Source organism: Heyndrickxia sp. FSL W8-0496 (assembly GCF_038007825.1).
GTDB lineage: Bacteria > Bacillota > Bacilli > Bacillales > Bacillaceae_C > Heyndrickxia > Heyndrickxia oleronia.
Window position 1 is genome coordinate 4,629,876 of sequence record NZ_JBBOXX010000001.1, and the last position, 25,331, is coordinate 4,655,206.

Genomic DNA, 25,331 nt, shown 5'->3' on the forward strand with positions numbered 1-25,331 from the left:
TATTTATTCTTTAACGCCACCAATAGTCAGTCCACTTATAAAATACTTTTGAAAGAATGGATAAGAAACAGCTATCGGTAAAGTGGCGATAACAACCATTGCCATTTTTGCGGAATCCTGTGGTAGTGTATTAAATAAACTTTGCTGCATTAAACCAACTTCAACATTTTGTCTCATAAATTCTAGGTTTGCCTCAATTTTCATTAGTAAGGCTTGAAGCGGGACTAATTTTGGGTCATCGATATATAATAATGCTGTAAACCAGTCATTCCAATATCCTAAAGTGCTAAATAATGCTATTGTGGCAATTCCCGGAAGCGAAAGTGGAAATACAATCTGAAAAAAAATTCTCCATTCACTTGCTCCATCAATTCTTGCAGATTCCAAAATTGATTCTGAAACGGATTTCATAAAGAAAGTACGCATCACAATGATATAAAACGCATTCATCACAAGTGGCAGGATTAATGCCCAAATAGAATTTTTCAGATGAAGAAATTGAGTAACAACAATATAGGTTGGTACTAGACCGCCACTAAAAAGCATCGTAAAGAATGCAAAAAATGTAAAAAATCTCCTATACTTAAATTGCGGTCTCGAAATTGCATAAGCATAGAAAGAAATCATCAGCACACTAATAATTGTCCCTACGACCGTAACTAAAATAGTTACACCATATGAACCAAGCAATTGATCTTTCACATTCCACAAGTAACGATAAGCATCTGTACTCCATTCTGAAGGAATAATTTGAAAGCCATTTCGAACAATACTTTCCTCACTTGTAAAGGAAATAATAATGACATAAATAAACGGAAAAACACATAAGAAGGTCATAATACCTAGCAGGACACTAAAAAAAGTGTTAGTAACAGGATGTAATTGATGATAGTCTCTCGCCTTTTTCCGTTTCATTTCCCCTCCACTGTCTTTGACTGATTGTACATGCTGTGGTACTACTACATTTGACTGAGTTTGTTTTATTTCATTTGACATTTTCCTTCCCTCCCTTCTTAACAGGTATTAATTAAAATAAGGCACTTTCATCATCAAGCTTTCTTACTATGTAATTGGTTATGATAACTAGAACAAACCCTACAACCGATTGATAAAGCCCCGCTGCAGTACTCATACCTATATCACCTAAAGTCATTAGCCCCCTGTAAACAAACGTATCAATTACATTCGTTACCGGATATAAAGCACCAGAGTCCCTTGGAACTTGGTAAAACAATCCAAAATCAGAGTTGAATATCCTACCGATATTCATAATAGTTAGAATAATCATCAAAGGTTTAAGCATTGGAATAGTAACATGCTTAATTTGTTTCCATTTGGATGCACCATCTATCATAGCTGCTTCATAATAAGTTCGATCAATACCGACAATAGATGCTAAATATACGATACTTCCATATCCGATCCCTTTCCAAAGGCTCATAAAAATTAAAATATATGGCCAATACTCAGGTGCGCTATACCATGAAACAGGGTCGATATGGAACCAACCTAAAATACTGTTTAAGAGACCACGATCCGAACTTAGGAAGGTAAATACAAAATAACTGCCAATAACCCAAGAAATAAAATGAGGAAACAACATTCCGGTTTGATAGACTTTAGAAAGTCTCTTATTTATTAATTCACTTAGCAGAATAGCAGTTGCAACTGCTGCTACAAGACCTAGGACTATAAAAACTAGATTGTATAAGATGGTATTTCTTGTAATAATGAAGGCGTCATTCGTACTAAATAGGTATTTAAAGTTATCCCAGCCAACCCATTCACTATTCATAACACTGGCGAAAAAACCATCAGGATCAATCCGGAATTTTTTAAAGGCTAAGACTTGACCGAACATTGGTAAATAAGCAAATAATAAGAGCCAAATGGTACCAGGTAAAACCATGAGTAGCCAGATTCTATTTTTATAAATATCGTGTAATACCCTTTTCATGCCCCTCCTCCTTTCACTTAATGTAAGCACTTCCATAATTCTATTTTATAGTGGAGAAGAGGCTATTTATAGTTGACAAATTTAGGATTAACTGCAAAAATCTTAGATTTTCATAGAATAAGTGAAGGAAAGGCATAAAAAATGATTAAAAAAAGCGCGGTGTTGCAGTGTTAATCTAGCATTTTTCTATAAGCACCCGGGGCCATTCCGTACTTACGTTTAAATACCCGATGAAAATATGGATAGGTGCCAAAGCCACAGTCAACAGCAATTTGCTCAAGCGTCATGGCAGTGTACCGCATTCTTCCGATAGCAGCAGTTAAACGAATTTCCTGAGCATATTCCACCATTGTCTTTCCCACACTATTTTTAAATAAGTGAACAGCCCTAGAAAGACTTAATCCCGCATGGCGTGCAATATCTTCCACTTTAAAAGCATTCATTGCATGTTCTTCGATGTATCGCATCATCCGAACGACAGGGTAAGGGTGGTGAAATACTGGTACGGTATCAATAACTGCACGTTCAAGAGATAAACAGAGTGCCTTTAGTAAATAACAGTTAAGTTCTTCATTTTGTGAAATAAGTGGTCTCCTTTTTTCGATCATAAGATGGCGCCATAAAAACAAGAGCTTTTCATCAAGCTCAATTTGAGTAATTTCAGGTTTTTCTGACCGATCCCACCAACTATCAATCCAAGAACCCTCACACCCCAAGTTATAGTCCCCACTGTTTTGCCCTTCATTAACTAATAATTCATAATGATCTCCTGGCTTAATGAGAAGTAGATCACCTTTTTTTAACACATGCTTTCTCCCTTTAACGACTGCTTCACAGTTGCCTTCTGTTTGTAGGCGAAATAGATACATTGGATAACCTAATTTATATTGAGAATGATAACCCTTTGTATGAAAAGAATAGTTACAAAAATGTATATTCATTTATAGTACTCCTTTTAAAATAGCAAAATAGTATATGTTTTGATTATATCATCTATATTTATTTATCACTTTAAACGATAATATGTAATCAAATAAGAAATGTTTTATAAATATAGAGTTGCCAAGAAAGGAGTTTTTCATATTGAAAGTTACTGTTTGGAATGAGAACCGTCACGAACATAGAAATTCAATTGTAAGAAACTTATATCCTAAGGGCATTCATGGTACTATTGCAGCCTTTCTTAAGCTAGAGGGTTTTGAGGTCAGAACCGCCACTTTAGATGAGCCTGAACATGGTTTATCAGATGATGTCTTAACGAATACTGATGTATTAATCTGGTGGGGCCATCTTGCTCATGATGAAGTAAAAGATGAGATCGTACAAAAAGTAAAGAAGCGTGTTCTTGATGGGATGGGACTCATTGTTCTCCATTCCGGCCATTTTTCAAAAATATTTAAAGCACTAATGGGAACAAGTTGTGATCTAAAATGGCGGGAAGCTGGTGAAAAGGAACGGGTTTGGGTTGTAAGTCCTGGGCATTCGATTACGGATGGAATCCCCGAATATATTGAATTAGAAAACGAAGAAATGTATGGAGAGCATTTTGATATTCCTGAACCAGATGAGCTGGTATTCATTAGCTGGTTTAAGGGAGGAGAAGTATTCCGTAGCGGATGTACATACAAAAGAGGAAATGGGAAGATTTTCTACTTTAGACCAGGTCACGAAACCTATCCGACTTACCATAACCAACAAATTCAGCGTGTAATCACTAATGCGGTAAAATGGGCAGAACCAATTAAATATGATAAACCCACATATGGGAATGTGAACCCACTAGAAAAATAAAAGGAGGAATATTATTGTGAAGAAACTGAGAGTTGGTGTCATCGGCTGTGGAAGTATTGCCCAACATCGTCACTTACCTGAATATAGAATAAATAAGAATGTAGAGTTAACAGCAGTTTGTGATATTCATAAAGATCGTGCAGATGCAATTGCGAAGCAATATGGAGTTGCAGCTTTTACTAGTTTTGAGGAATTAATTAATAGTGGAATTGTGGATGCAGTCAGTGTATGTACATCCAATGATTTACATGCACCGGTAACAATAGCGGCTTTAGATGCAGGGATTCATGTACTATGTGAAAAACCAATAGCCACATCCAAACAGGATGCAGAAGCGATGATTGCTGCGGTAGAAAGAAGCGGTAAGAAGCTCATGATTGCACATAATCAGCGCTTTGTACCCTCCCATATAAAAGCACGTCAGCTTATTCAAATGGGGGAAATTGGTAAAATATATAGTTTCCGCACAGTATTTGGACATGGAGGTCCGGAAAATTGGAGTGTAGAGGGAAAAGGTGGATGGTTCTTTCAAAAGGAAAAAGCTTTTGTTGGCGCAATGGGTGACTTAGGGGTCCATAAAACAGATTTACTTCGTTATCTTCTTGGAGAAGAAATTGTTGAAGTTGGCTCATTTGTAGAAACTAGTGCAAAAGATTTTGCAAATGTAGATGACAATGCAGTTTGTATTTTAAAAACAGAAAGCGGAATTATTGGGACACTAGCTGCAAGTTGGACATATGTCAGTAAAGAAGATAACTCAACAATTATTTATGGAGAAAAAGCCATTCTTCGCTTAGAGGATGATCCGATTCACCCTTTAATAGTTCAATATGCAAACGGTGAGGTAGTAAAATATGAACTTGGAAAAATTCAATCCAATCATGGAGAAGGTCAAAACCAATCTCATATCATTGAAAAATTTGTAGAATCTATCATACTGGATCAAGAACCGCCCATTTCAGGTAAAGAAGGGTTAAAAGCACTAAAAGTTATTCTAGCTGCCTTAGAATCAGAAAAAACGAAGAAAATCATAAAAGTAGAAAGTTTGTAATTCATTTTTCCCCTTATTACACTAGGGGGTGATACCTAATCAAGCCTACATGGTTTAACTAACTATCCAACAGGATAACATAAATGAGGCTGCCTGACTTTTCCTTTTCAGACAGCCTTCTATTCTCTTACTTGATAATTTTAAAAGTCTTTATTTCATAAGGTTTAATTTCAAATTCCAGTGGTAATTTTGATTGTTCACCAATTGGTTCTTCCATTAAATTAGTCTCTATCCATGAGGTGATATCCTTCAGAATATTTAATTTAACCTTCCCTCTACGTCCTTCATACTCATGTAAACGTATAATCATGCCCTTGCCATCATAAGCAGGCTTAATAGCATCTATCCAAATATGATCTGAATCGATTTCAAGAAAAGATTCTTCCTTCAACCATTCCCCTTTTACAGCAAAGACAGGATCATTTAGGTCCCAGGCTTTTTCCACTGTTTTTCCTTGACGCCAATCCCCTAAATGTGGGTAAAGTGAATAAATAAAGGAGTGCATTCCTTGATCAGCCTGTGGATCTGGATGAAGAGCTGATTTTAATAACGTTAATCGTAAAACGTTTTCTTTAATGTCATAACCATATTTAGAATCATTTAATAAACTTACTCCATAATCTGGTTCAGATAAATCAGCCCACTGATGCCCAACTGATTCGAATTTGGCCATATCCCAGCTAGTATTCCAATGAGTTGGACGCCTTACATTCCCATATTGAATATCATAGGTTGCCTCTGTTGACCTTATTTCCACAGGGAATGCCACTTTAAGTAGCTTCCTTTTTTCACGCCAGTCAACTGTTGTTTCAAAGTCAATTCGGCGATCATTTTTGTAAAACACTACACGTTGGGCAATTTCAGAATGATGATATTTCCAAGTTACCCGGATGCTGAAGGTTAACTCACCATTTTCTTCTATATCAAATGTAGCTAAATCATGAATTTCTTCCATTTTTTCTTGATAGAACAAATCAATATCCCATGCATCATGAGCGAGCGGTTTATCTTCAAAGATTTGAAGCATGTTACCTTTTTCACCCTCAGCTAAAACATTACGAGACATTTCTTTGTCATATATCTTAGTTATTTGACCAGACGCATTCCATTCTACGAGGTAAAACGGAGTTTCTAAATGTCGATTAGAATAGTTGAAGCTCGATTCTACTTTTTGGGCAGCTTCGAGTGGTTCAAAATACAGTGTTTTTGCTCCAAAGGATGGAAGTGTATCAACCTCAACAAGCCAGCCGTTCAAACGCTTTTGATGCTTTAGCACCTTTCCACTGCCATCTTTCCAAATACCAGCTGGAATTTCAGTGAACTGAGGAATCAACACGTTTTTCATTTCTTTACTTTGGATCGAATGAAACAATACAACAGAATAGTCTGTTTGTTTCATCCCGCTTTGAATGAATTGTGATTCTAATTGGTTAACAAGTTGGAATGCTTCTTGATATTCCTCTTTCGCATCTTCGTATACTTCATGGATGGAAGAACCAGGTATAATATCATGGAATTGATTTCTCAAGATAATTTTCCAGCCGCTTTTGAGCTCATCATTTCCCATCCACTCTCCATTGTCTGAAAGCCACGATGTTAAAAATTCTGCTCTGCGGTATAAAAGCTCAAGCTTGCGATTCAACTTTTTCATAAATGCTTGACTTGTATAGGTTCCACGATGATATTCCAAGTAAAGCTCGCCATCCCATTTATGAATATAGCCAGTAGATTTTTCAACATTTTCATGAAGCTTTTCAAAAAATTCTCCTGCTGTTGAGGTTTTCACATTTGGCATTCCAGGCAAAAGATTAAATCTTCTTCTCATTTCAAGCATATGGCGATTGACACCCCCACCACCGTCACCATAGCCGTATGAAAGAAGCAAGTCTTTTGATAGATCCTTATCGCGATAACCCTTCCAAGCACCTTTAACCGTTTTGGCTGTGATATAGCCATTATACGTATAAAACCAAGAATCTGGGGAATTCCATGGTTCTGGTGTTGTAATAAAATGAGTTAAAATATCAGTTCCATCGATACCCTTCCAATAAAATGTATCATGTGGCATCCGATTATATTGATTCCAGCTTATTTTCGTGGTCATCATCGTGTGAATGCCCGATTTTTTCAAAATCTGCGGCAATGCCCAGCTGTAACCAAAGACATCAGGAAGCCATAAGTATTGACAGTCAACACCAAACTCTTCTTTAAAGAAGTTTTTTCCATGGAGAATTTGTCGTACAAGGGATTCACCGCTAGGGATATTACAATCTGCTTCCAGCCACATCGCTCCCCCAGCTTCCCAATTCCCTTCTGCTATCCGCTCTTTTATTTGTCCATAAATTTCAGGATAATCATTCTTCATATAATCATATAGCTGTGGCTGTGTTTGCAAGAATAAGTATTCAGGGAACTTCCTCATTAATTGCAAAACTGTGGAAAATGAACGTGCTGCTTTTTCTCTTGTGTTCTTTAATCTCCACAGCCATGCCACATCAATATGTGTATGGCCAACCGTATGTATCGTAATATCTGATGATTTCTGTATCGACTGAATCATTCTTGTTAGGCTAGTTTCCGCCTCATAACAGGATTCATAAAAGTCTTGGCTTCCGGGCTCAGTCCAATTAATTCGTTGCAGAGCATCCTGTATCATTTGCTTCAAAATTGAATACGCAGAATCAGCATTATCGGTTTCCATTAATACTTCGTATGCGGCTAAAAGGGTATAGTATAAATTATCAACTCGGGTATCCAGCCATCCGATTTTAGCCATTTCTAGCTTAAATTCATTTTCAATTGGAACACCCCCGCCCTCCAGTCCAGACCAAAGTCTGAAATCAAGATGGATAGATCCTTTAGCCGTATGCTCGTCAAAGAGAACCTCTTCATGATTGGAGTCCACACCTTGATACGGCTTGCCGTTTACAAACAATAGAGATTCAAATCCTGAATTATTCCCTCCACCTGTCTTTCCAAAAGAGAAAAGACCTACAACTTGATGATGATTACTAGATAAGTGGGAATCAACATCGGCATGAAGCCAAAGATACTTATCGCGGCCTTTCCAATAATCGCCTATTTTCATTTTATATTGTTCATTATATTCTGCTGGCGGATAGGCACCTATATCGCCATCATCCTCATGTATATAAAATTGTTCAATTGGAACGCAATCACGATATCGATAACCTTCTAATTCCCTTATACGCGCCTCAAATTTTCTTTCGGTCAGAAACATATTTTCACCCCAATTTTTATAGTGAGAAATTACTTGCTGATATCATACGATGATACACATTTCAGCCTATTAGTCCTTTGTTTTTATGTGTTCATCATTCACTTTTATATATGTTGATTCAATCTTTTTTCAAGTAGGCTAAAACGATTGATGCAAACCCTCATCATCCAATAGGCAGGAGCAACCCCAGATATAAAGAGAATTAAGCCTGGAACCTTATAAATTAACACTAAAACAATGAATAGCCCTGCACCAATCCATAATGTTGAAGTAAAGCCTGTTGCTGCATATAAAAAGGATTGCTTGATATATTCCTTATTAGATAGCTCATAATGAACATATAGAGCAAAGAAGTATCCAATAGATAATAAAAGAAGGAACGCGACAAAGTATAAAAATACGAGAAGAAAGATTGAAAAAATTCCTGTCATGATTCCCGTTACAATCCGTATATCAATAAAGAGGAAGAGACCGATACAGTAAAACACGAGGCCAATCCCATTGCTTCTTTTCCACTCACTAAAATAAACTTGCTTAAACGTCTTCCATACATGTAGATCGGTATCTTTTTTTAGCCATCTCCGGACAATGGTAAAAAGGGCAACAGACGATGGGAAAAAGCCAAATATTCCTAGTCCAAGAATAGTAAAGGCAATCCAGCATAAATTCAGCGAAACCACCCGCCATATCCATTCAAATACAATCATCCACGAACCTTTTTTCACAATACCCTCCCCCTTACCAATGGCACTCCAAAAAATAAATATTCTTATTCATTTACTGTTTTTCTTTCATTAGCTGATAATAAAGTGGACTTCCCTTTACCGCTTTCCCCGTTAAACAGAGGACAAATTCACTGAACATTGTATTTGCCCAAGCGAACCAATCCCTTGTAAATTCCTCTGGACAGTCTGCATTAAACCCCTCATGCATAAAGTTCGTCCCACCATCCGTCATTTTAAAATAGGTTAGAATTTCCTGTCTCTCTGTTTCATTTGTGGAGGTCATTCCTTGTATAGCTAGCGCAATATGCCAAATGTAATGGTCAGGAGTATGAGGACTCCCAATACCATTTGCATATTTACCTTCGTAATAATATGGGTTATCCCTGCTCAGTAGAAATGAACGAGTATTTTTGTAGGTAAGATCATCAAATGGAAGATATCCTAAATAAGGTGCTGCCAGTAGACTCGGCACATTCGCATCATCCATTAAATTAAATCGTCCTTCTCCATCTGTCTCATATACATAGATTTCACCATGAATTGGATGATTCAGTTTTGCAGATTGTTCAATCCCATTTTGGATTTCCTTACGAAGATTTAGACATTCCTCTTGAAGCAAATGATTGTTTAGCACTTCATCGCAAATTTCTGCTGCATAACCTAATACAACGACAGCAAACATATTGGCCGGAACGAGGTATCCGTAAGTACAAGCATCATCACTCGGGCGGAAGGCGCTCCATGTCATCCCAGTAGGAACTACTCGCCCACCTTTTCCATTTCGAATTAATGTATCTGATTGGCGGACATCTAAACGCTCAAAGCGATAAGGCGAATGGGTTTCATGATCTTGTTCCACCCTCCATACATGAATAATCGTTTCGATTACCCTTTGGAACGATTCTTTTAAATGAGAGGTACGTCCCGTTGATTTCCAAAATAAATAGGCAAGCTGAACAGGATAGCAAAGTGAATCAATTTCATACTTTCGCTCCCAAATATGTGGGGTCATCTTTGTAAGATCAGCTTGGTGTCCCTTGCCATTTGCAGATTCATTAAATGCATTAGCATATGGGTCATGCAGGATAAAAGCAAATTGCTGACGGATTACACCTTCAAGCAAATTCGCTATTTTCTCATCCTCTTCGGCAACAAGTAAATATGGTCGTACCTGAGCAGCAGAATCACGTAGCCACATAGCAGGAATATCTCCGGTAATCACAAAGGTTTTTCCATCCTTTTGTTCTTTCATCGTGGTAGTGTACGTATTTACAAAGCATTGCTCAAACATTTGCTGTAACTTAAGATCATTAGGGAAGAATTCCTTTACATGATTGATAAGCTTTTGCATTGATTCAGGAATCACAGTTGTCATATTTTCACTCCTATTCCTCTTTATCGAATCCAAGTGTGATAATTTCATATTTTCCTATTTGATATAAATCCTCTGTAAGATTTGTCCGTTCTTCTAAAATCGTACTTTTATACGATTGATAATTTCTATTAATCGAAGCCCTTAGATTTTCTTTTTTCTCAGAAGGATTAAACCAGCGAATAATAACATCATCCCGCTCTTCCGCTACTTTTAAAGATGTCCATACTAGGCCGCTTGCCTCAGTGTTTACAAATTGATGAGTCTCAGGAAACGTCCCCTTATGAGGACTTGTCTGAATAACCGTTAACGGAACTTTGTATTGATAGGCCTCCACATATGCTTTCGAATCAATGACATCTTTTTCATGTGGAAGGACTTGCCACTCAGCTATCTGTATTCCTAAGCATTGCGCCTCTGGTGTTGGAAAATACCCCCAGTCACCTAGTTCTGCTACTGAACGAAGCACGGTTATAGCAACCGTTCCGTCCCCAGGAAGGATTTCATATTCTTGAAGCCCAGCAGTAGCAACCGTTAATCCCATTTTTCCGTCTGATATACTGGAAAATCGTTGCAGATGATGGCAGAAGCTAGGATTCTCCCATTCCTTTTCCGGTATATTAGGACGAGTAACAATCTCAAAAATACTATCAGCTTTATGAGTATCTGATTTCAGTCCAGTTGGGAATAAAACCCGCAATCGATGATCAGTTGCTTGATTATCAATAAAAAGCTTAAAGATCGGGCCTTTCATTCCTTTTTCTAGCGTAACAACAGTGCGTAGTGTTAAAGGGATTTTATCGCTTGACCTGCCTGCTACTCTGTCTTTATGCCAAATCAGTTTATTTCGTTCCATTGCTAAGCGATCATCTGCAGAAACTGGAATCATTAAGGTAAGGGTAATCTCAAGGGTAGATCTTAGATCACTTTTTTCCAAAAAGGTAAACTCCGCCTTGGCGCCTTTGCTTGTGATTACATCATGTCCGCTAGCTTCCTTGTACATATATTCATTTCCCACATCTCCAGTGTCCTCATATATACCTAATCCCCGAAATATATTACCTGTCCCCTTATGGGTTAAGTCATACGTCCCATCTTCGTGGAATAATAAATGAACATAATCATTTTCCATTACCATTCCAACATTTGATGATTGATCATCTTGCAGCTGCATCCGTTGTTCACCTGGAACAAGGTAGAATGTTTTATATCCGAAGGACGGAATTCCACTGGCAAAAAATGAAAGCCTTGCCCGCTTGACAAAAAACGGCTGGCGAAATTTATCCTTTGGTAAGTCATAGTCAAATTCGATGGTTGGTGCATCAATCTGAAAATCAACTGGATCGCCATGATCATCAATAAGCTGGTAGCTTGGCATTTCTTTATGCTGCAAATAAGCTGGGATTTCCTCAAAATGCATTTGGGAAAAATACATTTTTTCAATATCAACAGTGATCGTGACCACTTCATTTTTTTCCCACCCTGTTGTATTCATTACAACGAGCGGAATGTCATCTTTAGATGCTTTTGATGTATCGATGGTAAGAGCCAGTTCTTGTGCTTTCTCCTCTACGAAGATTTCTCCCATTTGCTTAACACGTTCAAAACGGTTCATCATTTCACGGTGAACTTCATCTACACTACAGCCGCAAATGCTGTCATGAGGGTGATTTTTCATTAATGATTTCCACATAAAACGTAAATACTCCCTTGGATAGCTCTTCCCTATTAAAAAGTTCATCGCAGCAAGTGGTTCTGCGATCTTTTCCAGTAAAGTTTGACAAATATTATTCCACTGCTTTAAGTAAATACGACTTGAAGCGGTATTAACGAGCGTGGACCAGCCATCTGTTCGTTGGTTACGCAGTTCTCCCTCAATAACTTGTAGCTTCTCTGGAAGGGAACTCTTTAACGCAGCTACGTATTCTTCAAAACTTGAATGGTTGAATGCATAATCCGGATATAGCGCCTCTGCCGTTTCAATTGCTTCTGGAATATCTCTTTGCAGTGGCTGATGATCACAACCATTCATAAATAATAGTTGATTAGTAGAAGCATATTTTTCTGCATCCATAAGCTTTTTATCCCAATATGCTTTTGCCTCCTCAACTTCCACAGGGATTTCATTCCCGTTGGAGTACCAATTAGCAAATAATATTCCTAAAACACTTGAGCCATCAGGTGATTTCCAAGTCATCTCTGAATATGGAGATTCGAAATCAGGAGTGTCGGATACCGTATTATTAAATCCTGTTGGTTTTACCCCACGACCAAAGGCAGCCGTATCAATACCTGCTTGTTTCAAAAGCTGCGGAGCCTGCCCATAGATACCGAATGTGTCAGGAAAATAGCCTATTTTTGCTGCATCACCATAGGCTTTTGTATCATTCATACCAATTAAAAGATTTCTTACATTTGCCTCAGAGCTTGTTAAAAAAGCATCCTGAAGGACATACCACGGACCGATATAAAGCTTTTTTTCTTTAATTAATTGTTTAACTATTTCACGATTTTCTGGATGAATATCGAAATAATCCTCTAACAACACGGTCTGACCATCTAAATGAAAGGATTGGAAGGAATTGTCCTCCTTCTTAAATTGTTCGATGAGATGATTCATTAGTTTTATAAAGTAGTAGCGATGTTTCTCAAATGGCAAATACCATTCCCTGTCCCAATGAGAATGGGAGATAATATGGGCTGTCTTTTTCATAAGACTTCCTCTCCTTCAACAATGTGTATTCCTGTAACGAAAACGCTCTCATTTTTTCACAAATCCGCTTCTTTATTAATAACAATAAAAAATCCGTCCCCAACTAGCAATAGAATACGAGTAAGTCATAAAGTTATTACAGTTGATATAAAATTAATCCATTTATTAGAGAAAAAAATATTAAAAAAGGATTAGTTCCCGGCTTTATGAAAGCTAGGAAAATCTAATCCTTGTAAATAAAATGCTGTTTTCGTATAGTTTGTTGCTTTTGAAAAAGCCCAACTGTCGGAATTTACACGCAATAAAAGATTCAGCGATTCTTATAAGCTTGTAGCTCTTTCCTCAGTGAAATGAAAGTTATAGCGGTCTTTTAGCCGATAGTTATTTGTTAAAACTTTACTTACATAAAAACATTGTTTGAAGAAGATGTTCTAGGAATCTAAGAATCCATGGACCTCAAAGTCATAGATCCTTGCTGCTTGATCTCCCCCTTGAGTCGGTTTATCTACCCATAATCGTACATAACGCGCCTTCTTTAGGCTTATACTATGTTCGGAAACAGCAGAAATATTATCCATAACCTTTACAGCCTCTGTCCAATGTTCCCCATCCATGCTTATTTCAATTCTAAACGCTTGAGTATTAAAGGCTTTTGGCTCGCCACCTGCTTGAGCATGATGAACAATAAATTTTGAAATAGCATATGAATCTCCTAAATCTATTTTCAACCAATGTGGGGCATCACCTAATGCGCACCACTTACTATTATTTGTCACTTTCCCGTCTACAGCATATTTCGCCCCTTCTGTCGGAGCACACTCCCCACTCGCCTTAGCTACTTTATTTAAGGCCACATTTTTTATATCTTTGGCCGCTTCAGTAATCATTATCATTGCTTCCTTTGTTAGGATACTTTCACCCTCGCTATTTTTTGCTATTAATGTCACTTGATAAATGCCTTCTTTCTCATAAGTGACAACTGGATTTTCTTCCTTACTGACAGAAGGTGTTCCACCCTCAAATAGCCATTCAACTTCTTCTGTCACCTCTGACGAAGAATTGAAAAATTGAATTTTCTCTCCTGGTGCTGCTATCGTTTTATCTGCTCGAAAATCTGCATTTGGTTTTGGATATGGCGGCCATTGGATTGTGACACCTACTGGATTACTTCGTTTAAACTCGTTATTCACGGCAACAATTTCAAATGTGGAGCTTACTTCCTTACTATTCCGCTTTAAATTAGGTATATAATAAACATGGTTTGTAGTAGCTCCAACAAACTCTTTTTCATTATTTGGTAGCTTTCGATAGATTTCATAATGATTCACATTGGAATCAGATGGTTCCCATGCAAGGGAAACATCCGCATAAATATCTTTATTGAAATCAATATCACTTACCTGTCCGTTCTTAGGAGGTTGTATGTTATTGTGCTTTTCTTGTTTGTTATAAATCTTTAATTCTCCAATATTCGTCGAGAAATTTTCTACGTCCTTATCGCTTTCAACTAAAAGTGAGATAGCTGCAATATGTTTACCCATATTTTTTTTCAGCTTAAACGAATCGGTCGTCCATTGATTATGACTCTGTTTTTTTACCTCAAAAAAGATAAACTCATTAGGATCATCCATAAAGCTAATTCCAAGTTTCATATTCGGGTTCTTTAAATCAGTTTTGTAGGTTACCGAGATTTCAGTATCCTTTTGAACAGGTAAATTGGTTTTATACAGCTTAATATGTGTGGGATGATCTGAATCAATTGTTCCAGAAAGTTTTAATGAGCTTCCGCCATCATACGCTGTTTCCCAATCAAAATTCACATTGACTGCTTGTCCCCCCTCCTTAAGCCAGCGCCATGTTGGAAGAATATCCTGTAGACTACGGTTATTCCATGATTGGTCACCCACTCGATTTCCATCTACAGTAAAAAACTTTCCGCTACCTGTATTAAAATGGGTAACGAATGGTAGCTCCTCAATAGCTGTTTTTGCAGTAAAATAATGTGCCATTCCCTTCCATGCGCCATTATTATTTGTGTATGCAGGATTTCCGGACGTTCCAACCCAGAATTCATTCTCCCTTTGATAAAAATCCTGCATATTTTCAGTGGTTTTGAACGCCCAGTCTGGGCGGTAAATCCCTAAGGATGTTAACGGTGATTTAGAATCTGGGAATATCCCTTGCCACGCCACCTCTGTTCTTGTTCCTTTTGCTTCAACATCAATTCCAGTAAACAAATCATAAGGGCTTCTACCAAGTTCTTGAGCCTTCATAAAAGAAGATTGCTGATCACGCCACCAGAAATTTAAAAACATGCTATCGGAAACACGAGTATTTCCCTCCTGCAAAAAGCTGCTATTTTTATCAGTTAATGCATTTTGCCAGTTAATACGCCCATCCTTTGTCATCGAATCGTACCACATAATTTGCATATCTTTTTGCTTATGCTTTTGAAGATATACAAGGAATTCTTTCATTTTTTCTGCTGTATTTGCATCTCCGCCTTCGGTTTCTTGGTTAATAAACCAACCATCAAACCCATAGTAGCTTGCAACTTCAAGTAGTTTGTCTGCTGCAGGAAAGGAGCCATCCTCCCTTTGGACCAGCATTTGATCCAGCCATTCTATCTTTCCACCGTATACAGCGGGTGGAAAAAAGACATTTCCAACGATCGGTACACCATTTTTATGTGCTGCATCAATGACATCTGCACTTGGTGGTACGATAATTCCTTCTCCTGCTGAACCAGCCCAATACACCATTAAATCAACATATTGCCAATAACTGAATGTATTTGCAAAGAAATCCTTGCCACCTTGTGAAGGTACACCACTTGTATTAGCGTTAAGCGCAGACAAGGCAACTAATTTAGCATCTGATTGAGCATTGTCATTTATTTTGTAAAGCACCTCCCGCTTGGCTAATGGAATATTGCTTCGGTTAAAAACAGCGTTCGGATCATTCTCTGGTGTCCAGTTTAATAGTTGTTCCGGATACCAATAAGATGATTCAGGTTGTTTAGCAAAGGCTGAACTTGGCCATAGCAATAATATGCATATTCCTAACAACACTGCCTGCCACCAATGGAACATTTTCGAACAAGTCATTTCTCCATCTCCCTTATCTATTCATTTTATATTGAAGCTTTTCAAGCGAGCTCCCAATTCCATTGCCCTCTAAAAGTAAGCGTTACCATATCTTTGGATGCAGCTAGTAAGTCCAGTCAGTTTATACTCTTTACAATATTCGGGACAATACTATCCGTCAATGAACTATTAAAATACACTAAAGTTTTTTCACTATTTCTAAAATTAATTCATAAAAGGTAAATAAAAAAGACCCTAGTTTAACTAGAGGTCTTATAATCGTTGTATAAGTAGATAGCGGACTCGAGTTCCGTTTTTATGATTAAGGTGTTATTTCTATAGGCTCTTTTCTCAAACATTGTTGCTATCTAAGTAAAGTTATAACTAATACATATCGACTGAGGATCGCTACACGTTTCATTTTACTGAGAAAAGAGCTACAAGCTTTATAAGAATCGCTGAATCTTTTATTGGGAGTAAAAGCCAGTAGTTGGGCTTTTACAAAAGCAACAAATATAGCAAACAGCCTGTCTATAAGATCGTGAAAAACGACATTTTACACAAAATAAGGATCTTGTGATCATTTGGAATTTAACAACCTATATACTATAATTTTCATTCATGTGATACTATAAATTCTGCTTCCCCATCTAATGTATACTCCCGAATTCCGTATGGAAGGATAAAATGGCTACCCTTTGTTAACTCGAAAGACTTTCCATCAATATCGAGAACTGCACTCCCCTTAATGACACTCACCTGTAAAAAATTCGCAGTCATTTTGTAAGTAGCCTGTCCATTCAATTGCCAGTGGTAAACGGTAAAATACTGTTCCTGTACCAGCTTCTTTTCACATAAACCACCTTGAATCGTTTCTACTGGCTTAACAAAAGCATCTTGGTGTGGAATAGTCGTTACTTGCTTTGCGCGCTCCAAATGCAACTCTCTTTTATTCCCATCGGAATCCATACGATCATAGTCGTATACACGATAGGTAATATCTGAGCTCTGTTGGGTTTCTAGAATGACAATCCCCTTTCCAATCGCATGAATTGTCCCACTTGGAACATAGACAAAATCTCCCGCTTTTACTTTTACTCGCCTTAAGAGCTTATCCCATTCTCCCTTATCGACCATTCGAGTAAATTCCTCAGGTGTTTTAGCATGATGGCCTAGCACAAGCTCCGCCCCTTCTTCGGCGCTTAATACATACCAGCATTCTGTTTTACCTAAGGGGACACCTTCAACTTCACGTGCAAACTGATCATTCGGATGAACTTGAACAGATAAATCATCAGCTGCATCAAGAATTTTAACTAATAATGGATACTCTCCAAAGTCGACAGCCTCCTTATTAAAAAGCTCCTTATGTTCATTCCATGCATCAGCTAATGTTTTCCCAGTTAGAGGACCATTAGTAATAACACTTGGCCCATGTAAATGCGCAGAAATCGCCCAAGCCTCACCCGTTTTCTCAAATGGGATCTCATATGAAAATTCTGTTTTTAATTTCTGCCCTCCCCAAATTCGTTCTTGAAAGACCGGCTGTAAAAAAATCGGTTCATTATTATACATCGTGCACCTCCAACAAGAAATGAAACGGTTCTCCTCGTTCTAAAAAACTAAAAGGAGCCGCTTTTTGTTTCGTAAATTAATATTCAGAAATTACTATACCATTTGTAGAAAATTTGGCAATTGTTTCATCAATTCACTTAAATAGCAATAAGATAAAACTCTTATACGTATCAACCGTTATGAAAGTAACTTGAAGGAATGAAAAAGGTGAGATAAATCTCTATAAAGAAAGCACACTAATATAAGGTTTAGTGTGCTTTTTAATTGGGACAGGAATAAGAAATTCGGAGAAAATCAAGTGATAACTAATGAATTCTCCCTCTTCACTACTATGCTATCCCTCCATATTAGGATTCCAAACTATCTCCCATAAATGACCATCTGGATCTTGAAAATAGCCAGAGTATCCACCCCAAAAAGTATCATGAGGAGGTACTGTAATCATTGCATTTGCTCTCCTTGCTTGCTCCATTACTCTATCTACTTCTTCCTTGCTTCCAACATTATGCCCAATCGTAAATTCAGTTGGACTTGGTGCGCTTTGACTGATCTTAGTATCATAAGCTATATCTTTCCGGTTCCAAATAGCAAGCTTTACACCCGCTTGTAAATCAAAAAAGGCGACTGCACCATGCTCAAATTCCTGTCCAACTATACCTTTTGTAGGTAGTCCCAGTCCATCTCGATAAAATAACAGCGATCTTTCTAAATCATCTACACCCAAAGTAATGACAGTAATATGCGGGTTCATAATCTGAGTCCTCCTCTAAAAAGTTATTTTCCAATCTCCACTTTCCTCCAGTATTGACATGTCTCTTCATCACGAACGATATAGCCGAACTTTTCAAGTTCCTTTCTTAATTCTTTTACATCTTTCACTTCATTATTTTTTAATGCCATTTCTCTTGCTTTCATTAATGCATTGGCTGATAATGATAATTCTGGTGAATCCGGTACCCACCTTCTATATTCGTCTTTGAATGGATCACCTTCTGCTAACCAAGAATAGCCGTGCTTGATAAATGCATCACATATTTTTTTGGGGGAATCATCATGTTTCTCCCTTACTAATTCATGTCCTGATTTTCCGAGTATCACTAGTTCTTTTCCATCTAAAAATACTGATTCGATTTGTTCATTTAATAGCCTAGTTTTTTGCTCATCTTTTTCCAATAAGATCTCTTGATCTGTCAATGTGATAATCAGAATTTCTTTAATCGCTATATACGCAATCACTATACCAGCAATACAACCAAGAGCTGCTAATATAATTGGTAACCACGGACCATTCAAAGCGTGGATTAGTTTTATTGGTCCTTCAAACGGCAACCAAGGAAGTTTTAATGCCCAATCCGCAATCCTTGGCAAAAAGTATCCCAATACTAAACCTAGTAAACTAAATCCTCCATATAGTAAGATTCCAAGAACTTTTGAATATCCTAGAATAGTTTTCGAACTAGAATTTATTTCACCTGACATCAAATAGAACACTTCCTTTCATCCATCGTATATTCGTAAAGTCTTGATTGACTTGTTTGAAACCGGCTATGATATAGTTTTATTTTTTAACTGCGCTGCTAATGATGTGAACCACTTCATTTATATACGTATTTAAATCAACTTTCTTAGTAAGGACAGGATTGGTAAACATATATTCGTTAATTGCCCCTTGAATAACATTTGCCATTACGTCTACATGAAAGGATGTAAATTCCCCTCTTTTCTGTCCTTCATATAAAATTAGTTTAAGCTCTGCCAAAATCGGATCTTCTTCCTCATCATCCACTAATTTATAGTAGGGAATGTTTTCAGGTGTTCTAGCATTAAAAACGATTTCTATAAGCGCTGTATTATGTGCAGGATGTGTATTTTGATAGGATAGACTTGCCTTTATAAATGCATTTAATTTCTCCTGTGCTGAATTTGCCGCAAGTACATGATCCATAATATATGAAGTGGATTCTTCCAAAAGCTTTGTCAACAGATGATTCATTAGGTCCTCTTTATTGGAAAAATGGTATGAAATCAATGCTGTACTGATCCCTGCTCGCTTAGCTATTTGCGAAAGACTTGATTTAACATATCCAATTTCATCCAGTGTTTTAATTGCTGCTTCAATAATTTGTTCACGTCGTGCTTCTGCTATAAAGGATTGCTTTCCCTTTTCCATTATTTAGTTCTCCTTCGTATTCATCGTAATATTTAAAAAAATATTCTTCACTTACTCACCTATTGAATAGTTATTTAATTTTTTGATTGATCGTCCAATCAAATTTTAGCATAATCAAAATATTATAGTCAATTTTTAATACAAAAAAGCAATCCACAGAAGTTAGTATGAACTTCTGTGGATTGCTCTTTAAACTTCCTAAGGCTATACTGTAGCTTTTCGAAGCAACCAATAAGAAACCACCATATAAATAATTACTAAAGGTATCATCCATAATGCAAGTTCGAATGCGGTATGCTTAGCGATCCAATAAAATATATCCATCCACCATTCATAATAAGTACAAAGAAAGGCAAGAATGCTGGACAATACAAACAGTACACCGAGAAAAATGAGTAAACCGCTACGTCCAAATCGCTGAAACACACTAGATATTACAAAACCCAAATAACACATATGCAACATGACGATAAATGAGATGGAAATTTGTTCAATTTGTAAGCCATCATTTAAATAGGGAAGATGAAAAAAATGCAGGTTAACTCCCCATCCTCCACTCCACTGTTCAATATTATTAAGTATAAACAAAACAATGGCTATACCTGCACTCATTGCAACAAAAATTCCCAACGTTCCAAGATAAAAGTCTTTTCTACTAATACTTAAACCAATCGCAAATTGAAACATCTGAGATATCGTAACCATTCCCATTACAAGCATGTATATATAAATGGACATCAAGCCCCCGGTGTACATTGGGTCGTTCCCATCTAGCAGGAAGCTAATAACTAGGTTGACGAAAAAGCTGAAGAATAATATGATCCACGGAGTGTAAATCCATCCCCACTTTTCACGAACATGCATTTTCATAACACCCATTACTTGACTCATTCGTAACCGACCGCCCTTCCTTGGGAATTACCATTTGTAAGGTAGATAATTAATTGTTGTAAAGATACTGGGGTAATTTCAAGACCAAGTGATTCAGCTTGTTTACGATCATCCATTCCGAGGCTACCCATAATAATAGCTGAATGAAACCCACCTAATGGTGTATGATTGATCACTGTTTTCCCTGAAATAAATGTGTCTACTTTGTTAGCCAAACCTGTAACCGTAAAAGCACGTCCCCGTAGCATATCTGCATCTTCATTAATAATAAGCTCGCCCTTTTCTATGACAATAACATGCTCTAGTATTTTACTTACTTCATCGATTAAATGTGTGGATAAAACAATTGTACGTGGATGCTCTGCATAATCTTCAATTAAACGATTATAAAATAATGTTCTAGATACTGCGTCTAGACCTAGATAGGGTTCGTCAAAGATTGTAAGAGGTGAACGACTTGCAAGACCTATGATTATTCCTACTGACGATAACATTCCTCGAGATAACCTCTTTATTCTTCGGGATAGTGGCAGTTGGAAATCATTAATCAATAATTCAGCATAAGATTGATCCCAATTAGGAAAGAGTTCCGAAGAAATGTTTAATACATCCTGTACAGTAAAATTTGGTGGATATTTTTGACTTTCCTTGATAAAGCAAATTTTACTAAGTGCTTGATTATTTTCATAAGGAATCTCTCCAAAAACCTTTACTTCTCCGCTCGTTGCAAATAGTTGGGCAGTGATCATGTGCATGATTGTTGTTTTTCCTGCACCATTCCTCCCAAGTAGCCCATATATTTTATTGGGCTCAAATGAAAATGAAACATTATTCACAGCTTTCATATTTCCATATGATTTAGTTAAATTCTTAACCTCTACCGCATTCCCCATTTTACTTATCCCCCTTTTTGATCATATCCGTAAGCTCTTCTACCGAAATCCCTAACTTATCCGCCTCTTGCAACATTTTAATTACATACTGTTCAAAAAACTGTTCCTTTCTTTTTTCCATCAACTTTGCTCGTGCCCCTTCTGCGACAAACATTCCGATGCCGCGTTTTTTATATAAAATTCCTTGATCTACTAAGAGATTGACACCTTTTGCTGCTGTCGCTGGGTTAATTTGGTAAAAGGAAGCGAATTGATTAGTGGATGGTACCTGTGATTCCTCAAGTAACCCTCCATTAATGATGTCATCCTCAATCCGTTCAGCTATTTGAACAAAGATAGGACGACTATCATCGATTAACATGCTCATTCCCTCACCACCTACTTGGTTAGTTACTTATGTAATTAACCATACATGTAATGAATCAAAAAGTCAATTCCTATTTTCAAAATTCATGGAAACGTCTATGCCCTTTAATTTAGCTTTGTACATTAGAAGTAGTAGGGAATTCAATATGTAGGCAGAAATCCATGGATGTTTACTAATCATTCATAAGAAGGCTGTTTTCGTATCGTTTGTTGCTTTTATAGAAGCCCAACTGCCGGCTTTTTCACCCTCCTAATAAAGGATTCCAGCGGTTCTTATGGAGATTGCGGCTCTTTTCTAAGTAAAATGAAAGGTGTAGTGATCTTTAGCTGATAGTTATTAGTTAAAACTCAATGTTTTAGAAAAGAACTGGAAAAAGGGACTTATTTCATTAAGAAACAAGTCCCTTTTTACATATATAATCTTGTTAAAAATGTACCAGTATTGCCTTTAACAGATGATTTTTAAATAAGCTTTTGCCCACAGTTTGAACAGAAATTCGCATTTCCTGTTTTTGTCCCACAATTCGGGCAAAAGTTAGGCCTTTTTGGTTCAGCTTCCTGCTGTGGCGAATGGGATTGATCATCTTGTGATACTGCAGGCTGATTTGGGGTATTTTGATTCATTTGATTCATCATTTGGTTAGCTATATTCATTCCCATCATCATCCCTGCCATATCAGTTGCAGTCCCACCACCTTTCATTTTTCCAGATGCCATTCCATCTATCATTGATATCTGCTGATATTTATCAATATTACCAACCATTCCAAATGAGGCATTTTTGTTAATCATGTCTTGAATTTCTTTTGGATAGTTGAAACTCATGACATTAAATCCTGTAATTGAAATACCAATTTCCATCAGCTGCATATCTAAGTCCTCTTGAATCCCCTTGGATATTTCGAAGGAGTTGGCTTGCAGATTAAACATATCCCTTCCTTCCTTCGAAATCCATTTCATTAGTAACTGATCAAGAATAGACGTAATACGTATTCTGACATCTTCAACTAAGTAACGATCTTTCACACCAGCAATTTTATCAATCAATGCGATATAATCATTTACTTTAAAGTTAAACGTGCCATTTGCTCGAATCGGGATCCCGCCCGGAAATCCAGGAGAAGGAATATTAATCGGATTTCTAGTTCCCCATTTGACATTAAACTCTTTCGTATTTACAAATAGCACTTCTACCCGCATACCACTATTAAAGCCGAACTTAAAGCCTTTTAAAGTCGATAGAAAGGGGATGATTTGAGATTCGATATCATACTCCCCTTCATCCTCGAACACCCCTTCGATTTTTCCATTGTTTAAAAATATAGCATCCTGACCTGGGCGAATAATCAATTTACTTCCCTTTTTAATTTCACGATTACTCCATTTATAGAAGATCATATCATCTCTAAATTCTTCCCATTCTACAACATTAGCAAATTGGTTTCTAAAAAAAGACATCTAGCTTGTGCTCCTTTCAACAATCGTTGGCTAAACAAATATATTTAAAACTTACCTCCACTTCCGCTATGCGAATGACCACCTCTTGAAATTCCGCCTCCACCACTTGTGTTATTTGTATTATTTGAAGGTTTCTTCTGTTTCGTTACAGTTTGTCTTACAAATCTATCAGACCTGCTAAGCACTTTTGAATGTTTATTATTTATATAGGTTTGACCATTTACTGTTACTCTACCACCAGAGCTATAAATCATGATAGCAACAACAATGCCAGCTACAACTAAAGCAGCTATGACTTGAAACCACCATTGAAAAAGAATATTTTCTGAATCAACATTCGTGTCTTCATTCGCATACTCCTGATGGTCCGCATCAGAATCATATCCATTATACTCTTCCGAACCGCTGCTTGGCTCTTCACCCATATACTCATGAGAAGTAGTGATATAGTCCGAAAATGCTTCAAAATAGTTACCCTCTGATAGAGCAGGGGTAATTTCATCACGAATGTGATCGAGACGTTCCTCAGTCAAATAATCCTCTGCTTTTTTAAAGCCTGCTAAATATATATCCCGACCCTGCATATCTAAAAATAAAATAGCGGTATTTCCAAACGGCTGATCATATCCAGGGCCATTCTCATCGTAAAAATCCTCTACGTATCGTTCAGGATCTTTCCCATCAGTTCCATTTACCGTTATTATCATGAAAGCAGTATCTCTTTCCTCACTTAGCCGACTAGATAATTCCTGAAGCTTTGACGCTTCTTGATCTGTCAACAGGCCAGCATCATCATAAATATACTTATGGCGGTCAAAGGTATCTGCCTTAGCTGTTATACCCATGGACAAGATAAGCACTAGAGACATCAATAAGAAAAAGAAGCCCTGCTTTTGCATACGAATTGTACTCACCAGAAGCCACCTCCCATAAAATAGGAAACGCATTTTAAGGCGAGGAAGGTTCCCGCTGCGATACCACTAAACCATGTCGCCACTTTTCCAGTACTGATTGGCGGTTTACCAACAATTTTTCCTGTCTGTCCGTTCATCGCGAATGTATAGATAGTATTATTATAATTATAGCTGACCATCCAAACAGGCAGTAACACATAATCGCTATTCATATTTCTCGTATGAATTTCCTTATTCAAATAACGAACGGAATGATAGCCTGATAGTGTCGAAGAAATATAGGATTCAATATAGCCACTAATTTTATCTTCTGCCCGCGGGAGTAGTTCTTTATCTGTATAATTGTATTTCTCAGCAATATATCCTGCCAAATACGGGGTTTTAAAATCTTTTAGTTGATCATATGGGAATGGTTCCAATTTATCCATCAATTTATCATCCATCTTCTCTGAGGCATCAACAGGAACCTTGTCATACTCCAAGTTAATATCACGATAAACATCATAATAATTTGTTTCTGTATAGATATAATCTCCCCGAGTATATGTCCTTACCTTTGTACACTCCGCACTTACTTGGACCTTACTATTCAAGTCAAATAGCCAAAAAGGGACATACATCCCTGTTACACTCTTTATTCGATCCGCAGTCATAAAACCTTTTGGGGTTAAAAGTCCTTTTCTACACCATTTTTGAAAGGCACTTCCTGCCTCTTCCTTGCTGATCGTAAAAGGGATCACCTTCCTAGGTGCAAGATGGCCTGACAATCGATCCGCAATGACTACACCTGCTCCACAAAAGCTACAAGTCGTTGCAGCTGTTTCTGCTTCCGTAATTAAAACAGCACCACAATTCTCACAATGGTATTCATTTGCCTCTTCCTCCGAAAATCTCGCTGTAATCAGCTCTTCGGGGTAATTTTCTATATTTTCTTGACTTCCACAGCTTTGACAGGATAAATTTCCTGATTCACTATCAAAACTCATATCACTGCCACAGCTAGGGCATTTATAATGAAGTATCATGTTTTACTCACCTCTTATTTATCAAGCAAAGGGTAAAAGGAAAAGAGATAGCGTTCCAAAGGGGTTGTCTGTTTAGGAGTCTGACCCCTTACCATAAGACAAC

The 25,331-nt window shown here is 37.3% G+C and carries 20 protein-coding genes; 2 read left to right on the forward strand and 18 right to left on the reverse strand.

Annotation, left to right across the window (positions count from 1 at the left end; translation table 11 throughout):
• Window positions 1-3: 3 nt before the first annotated feature.
• From NST63_RS23495 to NST63_RS23505, 3 genes are all read right to left on the reverse strand, one after another.
• Complete coding sequence (locus NST63_RS23495) at window positions 4-915, reverse strand: carbohydrate ABC transporter permease (protein ID WP_212946265.1); 912 nt, start codon at window positions 913-915, stop codon at window positions 4-6.
• 112 nt (window positions 916-1,027) lie between these two features.
• On the reverse strand, window positions 1,028-1,957 hold the full coding sequence (locus NST63_RS23500; protein WP_212946241.1) for an ABC transporter permease: 930 nt from the start codon (window positions 1,955-1,957) through the stop codon (window positions 1,028-1,030).
• Between the two features lie 170 nt (window positions 1,958-2,127).
• Window positions 2,128-2,898, reverse strand: a complete 771-nt coding sequence (locus NST63_RS23505; RefSeq protein WP_212946240.1) for an AraC family transcriptional regulator — start codon at window positions 2,896-2,898, stop codon at window positions 2,128-2,130.
• A gap of 139 nt (window positions 2,899-3,037) precedes the next feature.
• On the opposite strand from NST63_RS23505, the gene NST63_RS23510 reads away from it, so the two are divergent.
• Together NST63_RS23510 and NST63_RS23515 are read left to right on the forward strand one after the other, a co-directional pair.
• A complete protein-coding gene (locus NST63_RS23510; RefSeq protein ID WP_212946264.1) occupies window positions 3,038-3,748 on the forward strand; it encodes a ThuA domain-containing protein in 711 nt (236 codons plus the stop codon).
• Between the two features lie 16 nt (window positions 3,749-3,764).
• Window positions 3,765-4,799: a Gfo/Idh/MocA family protein gene (locus NST63_RS23515; protein WP_341043854.1), complete on the forward strand. Its 1,035-nt coding sequence runs from the start codon at window positions 3,765-3,767 to the stop codon at window positions 4,797-4,799.
• A gap of 127 nt (window positions 4,800-4,926) precedes the next feature.
• Here the strand turns inward: NST63_RS23515 and NST63_RS23520 are convergent, their stop codons facing one another.
• From NST63_RS23520 to NST63_RS23590, 15 genes are all read right to left on the reverse strand, one after another.
• Window positions 4,927-8,040, reverse strand: coding sequence for an alpha-mannosidase (locus tag NST63_RS23520; protein WP_341043855.1), 3,114 nt, complete (start codon window positions 8,038-8,040; stop codon window positions 4,927-4,929).
• Window positions 8,041-8,144: 104 nt separating this feature from the next.
• Entirely contained in the window at window positions 8,145-8,765 is a 621-nt protein-coding gene (locus NST63_RS23525) for a YesL family protein (protein WP_212946237.1), read from the reverse strand.
• Window positions 8,766-8,817: 52 nt separating this feature from the next.
• Entirely contained in the window at window positions 8,818-10,140 is a 1,323-nt protein-coding gene (locus tag NST63_RS23530; protein ID WP_212946236.1) for a glycoside hydrolase family 125 protein, read from the reverse strand.
• Window positions 10,141-10,150: 10 nt separating this feature from the next.
• Window positions 10,151-12,850: an alpha-mannosidase gene (locus NST63_RS23535; protein WP_212946235.1), complete on the reverse strand. Its 2,700-nt coding sequence runs from the start codon at window positions 12,848-12,850 to the stop codon at window positions 10,151-10,153.
• A 431-nt stretch (window positions 12,851-13,281) separates the two neighbouring features.
• Entirely contained in the window at window positions 13,282-15,957 is a 2,676-nt protein-coding gene (locus NST63_RS23540; RefSeq protein ID WP_242598349.1) for an endo-beta-N-acetylglucosaminidase, read from the reverse strand.
• 594 nt (window positions 15,958-16,551) lie between these two features.
• A complete protein-coding gene (gene manA, locus NST63_RS23545; RefSeq protein WP_212946234.1) occupies window positions 16,552-17,511 on the reverse strand; it encodes a mannose-6-phosphate isomerase, class I in 960 nt (319 codons plus the stop codon).
• A gap of 334 nt (window positions 17,512-17,845) precedes the next feature.
• On the reverse strand, window positions 17,846-18,262 hold the full coding sequence (locus NST63_RS23550; RefSeq protein ID WP_212946233.1) for a VOC family protein: 417 nt from the start codon (window positions 18,260-18,262) through the stop codon (window positions 17,846-17,848).
• Window positions 18,263-18,285: 23 nt separating this feature from the next.
• The gene (locus NST63_RS23555) at window positions 18,286-18,990 is read right to left on the reverse strand and encodes a YqeB family protein (RefSeq protein ID WP_341043856.1); all 705 of its coding nucleotides are present in this window, start codon (window positions 18,988-18,990) and stop codon (window positions 18,286-18,288) included.
• A 79-nt stretch (window positions 18,991-19,069) separates the two neighbouring features.
• The gene (locus NST63_RS23560; RefSeq protein ID WP_212946231.1) at window positions 19,070-19,681 is read right to left on the reverse strand and encodes a TetR/AcrR family transcriptional regulator; all 612 of its coding nucleotides are present in this window, start codon (window positions 19,679-19,681) and stop codon (window positions 19,070-19,072) included.
• 204 nt (window positions 19,682-19,885) lie between these two features.
• Entirely contained in the window at window positions 19,886-20,572 is a 687-nt protein-coding gene (locus tag NST63_RS23565; protein WP_212946230.1) for a hypothetical protein, read from the reverse strand.
• Window positions 20,569-21,465 (reverse strand): ABC transporter ATP-binding protein, encoded by an 897-nt coding sequence (locus NST63_RS23570; protein WP_212946229.1) that lies wholly within the window; start codon window positions 21,463-21,465, stop codon window positions 20,569-20,571. Before NST63_RS23570 ends, NST63_RS23565 begins: the two co-directional genes overlap by 4 nt.
• Before the next feature lies 1 nt (window position 21,466).
• The gene (locus NST63_RS23575; protein WP_058004559.1) at window positions 21,467-21,832 is read right to left on the reverse strand and encodes a GntR family transcriptional regulator; all 366 of its coding nucleotides are present in this window, start codon (window positions 21,830-21,832) and stop codon (window positions 21,467-21,469) included.
• A 461-nt stretch (window positions 21,833-22,293) separates the two neighbouring features.
• Window positions 22,294-23,289 (reverse strand): SPFH domain-containing protein, encoded by a 996-nt coding sequence (locus tag NST63_RS23580; protein WP_212946228.1) that lies wholly within the window; start codon window positions 23,287-23,289, stop codon window positions 22,294-22,296.
• A 44-nt stretch (window positions 23,290-23,333) separates the two neighbouring features.
• Window positions 23,334-24,203 carry a TPM domain-containing protein gene (locus NST63_RS23585; protein ID WP_341043857.1) on the reverse strand — a complete coding sequence of 290 codons (870 nt, stop codon included), beginning with the start codon at window positions 24,201-24,203 and terminating at the stop codon, window positions 23,334-23,336.
• The gene (locus NST63_RS23590) at window positions 24,200-25,228 is read right to left on the reverse strand and encodes a TFIIB-type zinc ribbon-containing protein (protein ID WP_341043858.1); all 1,029 of its coding nucleotides are present in this window, start codon (window positions 25,226-25,228) and stop codon (window positions 24,200-24,202) included. Before NST63_RS23590 ends, NST63_RS23585 begins: the two co-directional genes overlap by 4 nt.
• Between the last annotated feature and the right edge of the window lie 103 nt (window positions 25,229-25,331).

Coding starts and splice junctions, on each gene's coding strand:
- NST63_RS23520 (WP_341043855.1), bottom strand. CDS start 8,040: ATGTTTCTGACCGAAAGAAAATTTGAGGCGCGTATAAGGGAATTAGAA.
- NST63_RS23590 (WP_341043858.1), bottom strand. CDS start 25,228: ATGATACTTCATTATAAATGCCCTAGCTGTGGCAGTGATATGAGTTTT.
- NST63_RS23495 (WP_212946265.1), bottom strand. CDS start 915: ATGAAACGGAAAAAGGCGAGAGACTATCATCAATTACATCCTGTTACT.
- NST63_RS23570 (WP_212946229.1), bottom strand. CDS start 21,465: ATGGGGAATGCGGTAGAGGTTAAGAATTTAACTAAATCATATGGAAAT.
- manA (WP_212946234.1), bottom strand. CDS start 17,511: ATGTATAATAATGAACCGATTTTTTTACAGCCGGTCTTTCAAGAACGA.
- NST63_RS23550 (WP_212946233.1), bottom strand. CDS start 18,262: ATGAACCCGCATATTACTGTCATTACTTTGGGTGTAGATGATTTAGAA.
- NST63_RS23565 (WP_212946230.1), bottom strand. CDS start 20,572: ATGAGTCAAGTAATGGGTGTTATGAAAATGCATGTTCGTGAAAAGTGG.
- NST63_RS23555 (WP_341043856.1), bottom strand. CDS start 18,990: ATGTCAGGTGAAATAAATTCTAGTTCGAAAACTATTCTAGGATATTCA.
- NST63_RS23540 (WP_242598349.1), bottom strand. CDS start 15,957: ATGACTTGTTCGAAAATGTTCCATTGGTGGCAGGCAGTGTTGTTAGGA.
- NST63_RS23500 (WP_212946241.1), bottom strand. CDS start 1,957: ATGAAAAGGGTATTACACGATATTTATAAAAATAGAATCTGGCTACTC.
- NST63_RS23560 (WP_212946231.1), bottom strand. CDS start 19,681: ATGGAAAAGGGAAAGCAATCCTTTATAGCAGAAGCACGACGTGAACAA.
- NST63_RS23530 (WP_212946236.1), bottom strand. CDS start 10,140: ATGACAACTGTGATTCCTGAATCAATGCAAAAGCTTATCAATCATGTA.
- NST63_RS23575 (WP_058004559.1), bottom strand. CDS start 21,832: ATGAGCATGTTAATCGATGATAGTCGTCCTATCTTTGTTCAAATAGCT.
- NST63_RS23535 (WP_212946235.1), bottom strand. CDS start 12,850: ATGAAAAAGACAGCCCATATTATCTCCCATTCTCATTGGGACAGGGAA.
- NST63_RS23580 (WP_212946228.1), bottom strand. CDS start 23,289: ATGTCTTTTTTTAGAAACCAATTTGCTAATGTTGTAGAATGGGAAGAA.
- NST63_RS23505 (WP_212946240.1), bottom strand. CDS start 2,898: ATGAATATACATTTTTGTAACTATTCTTTTCATACAAAGGGTTATCAT.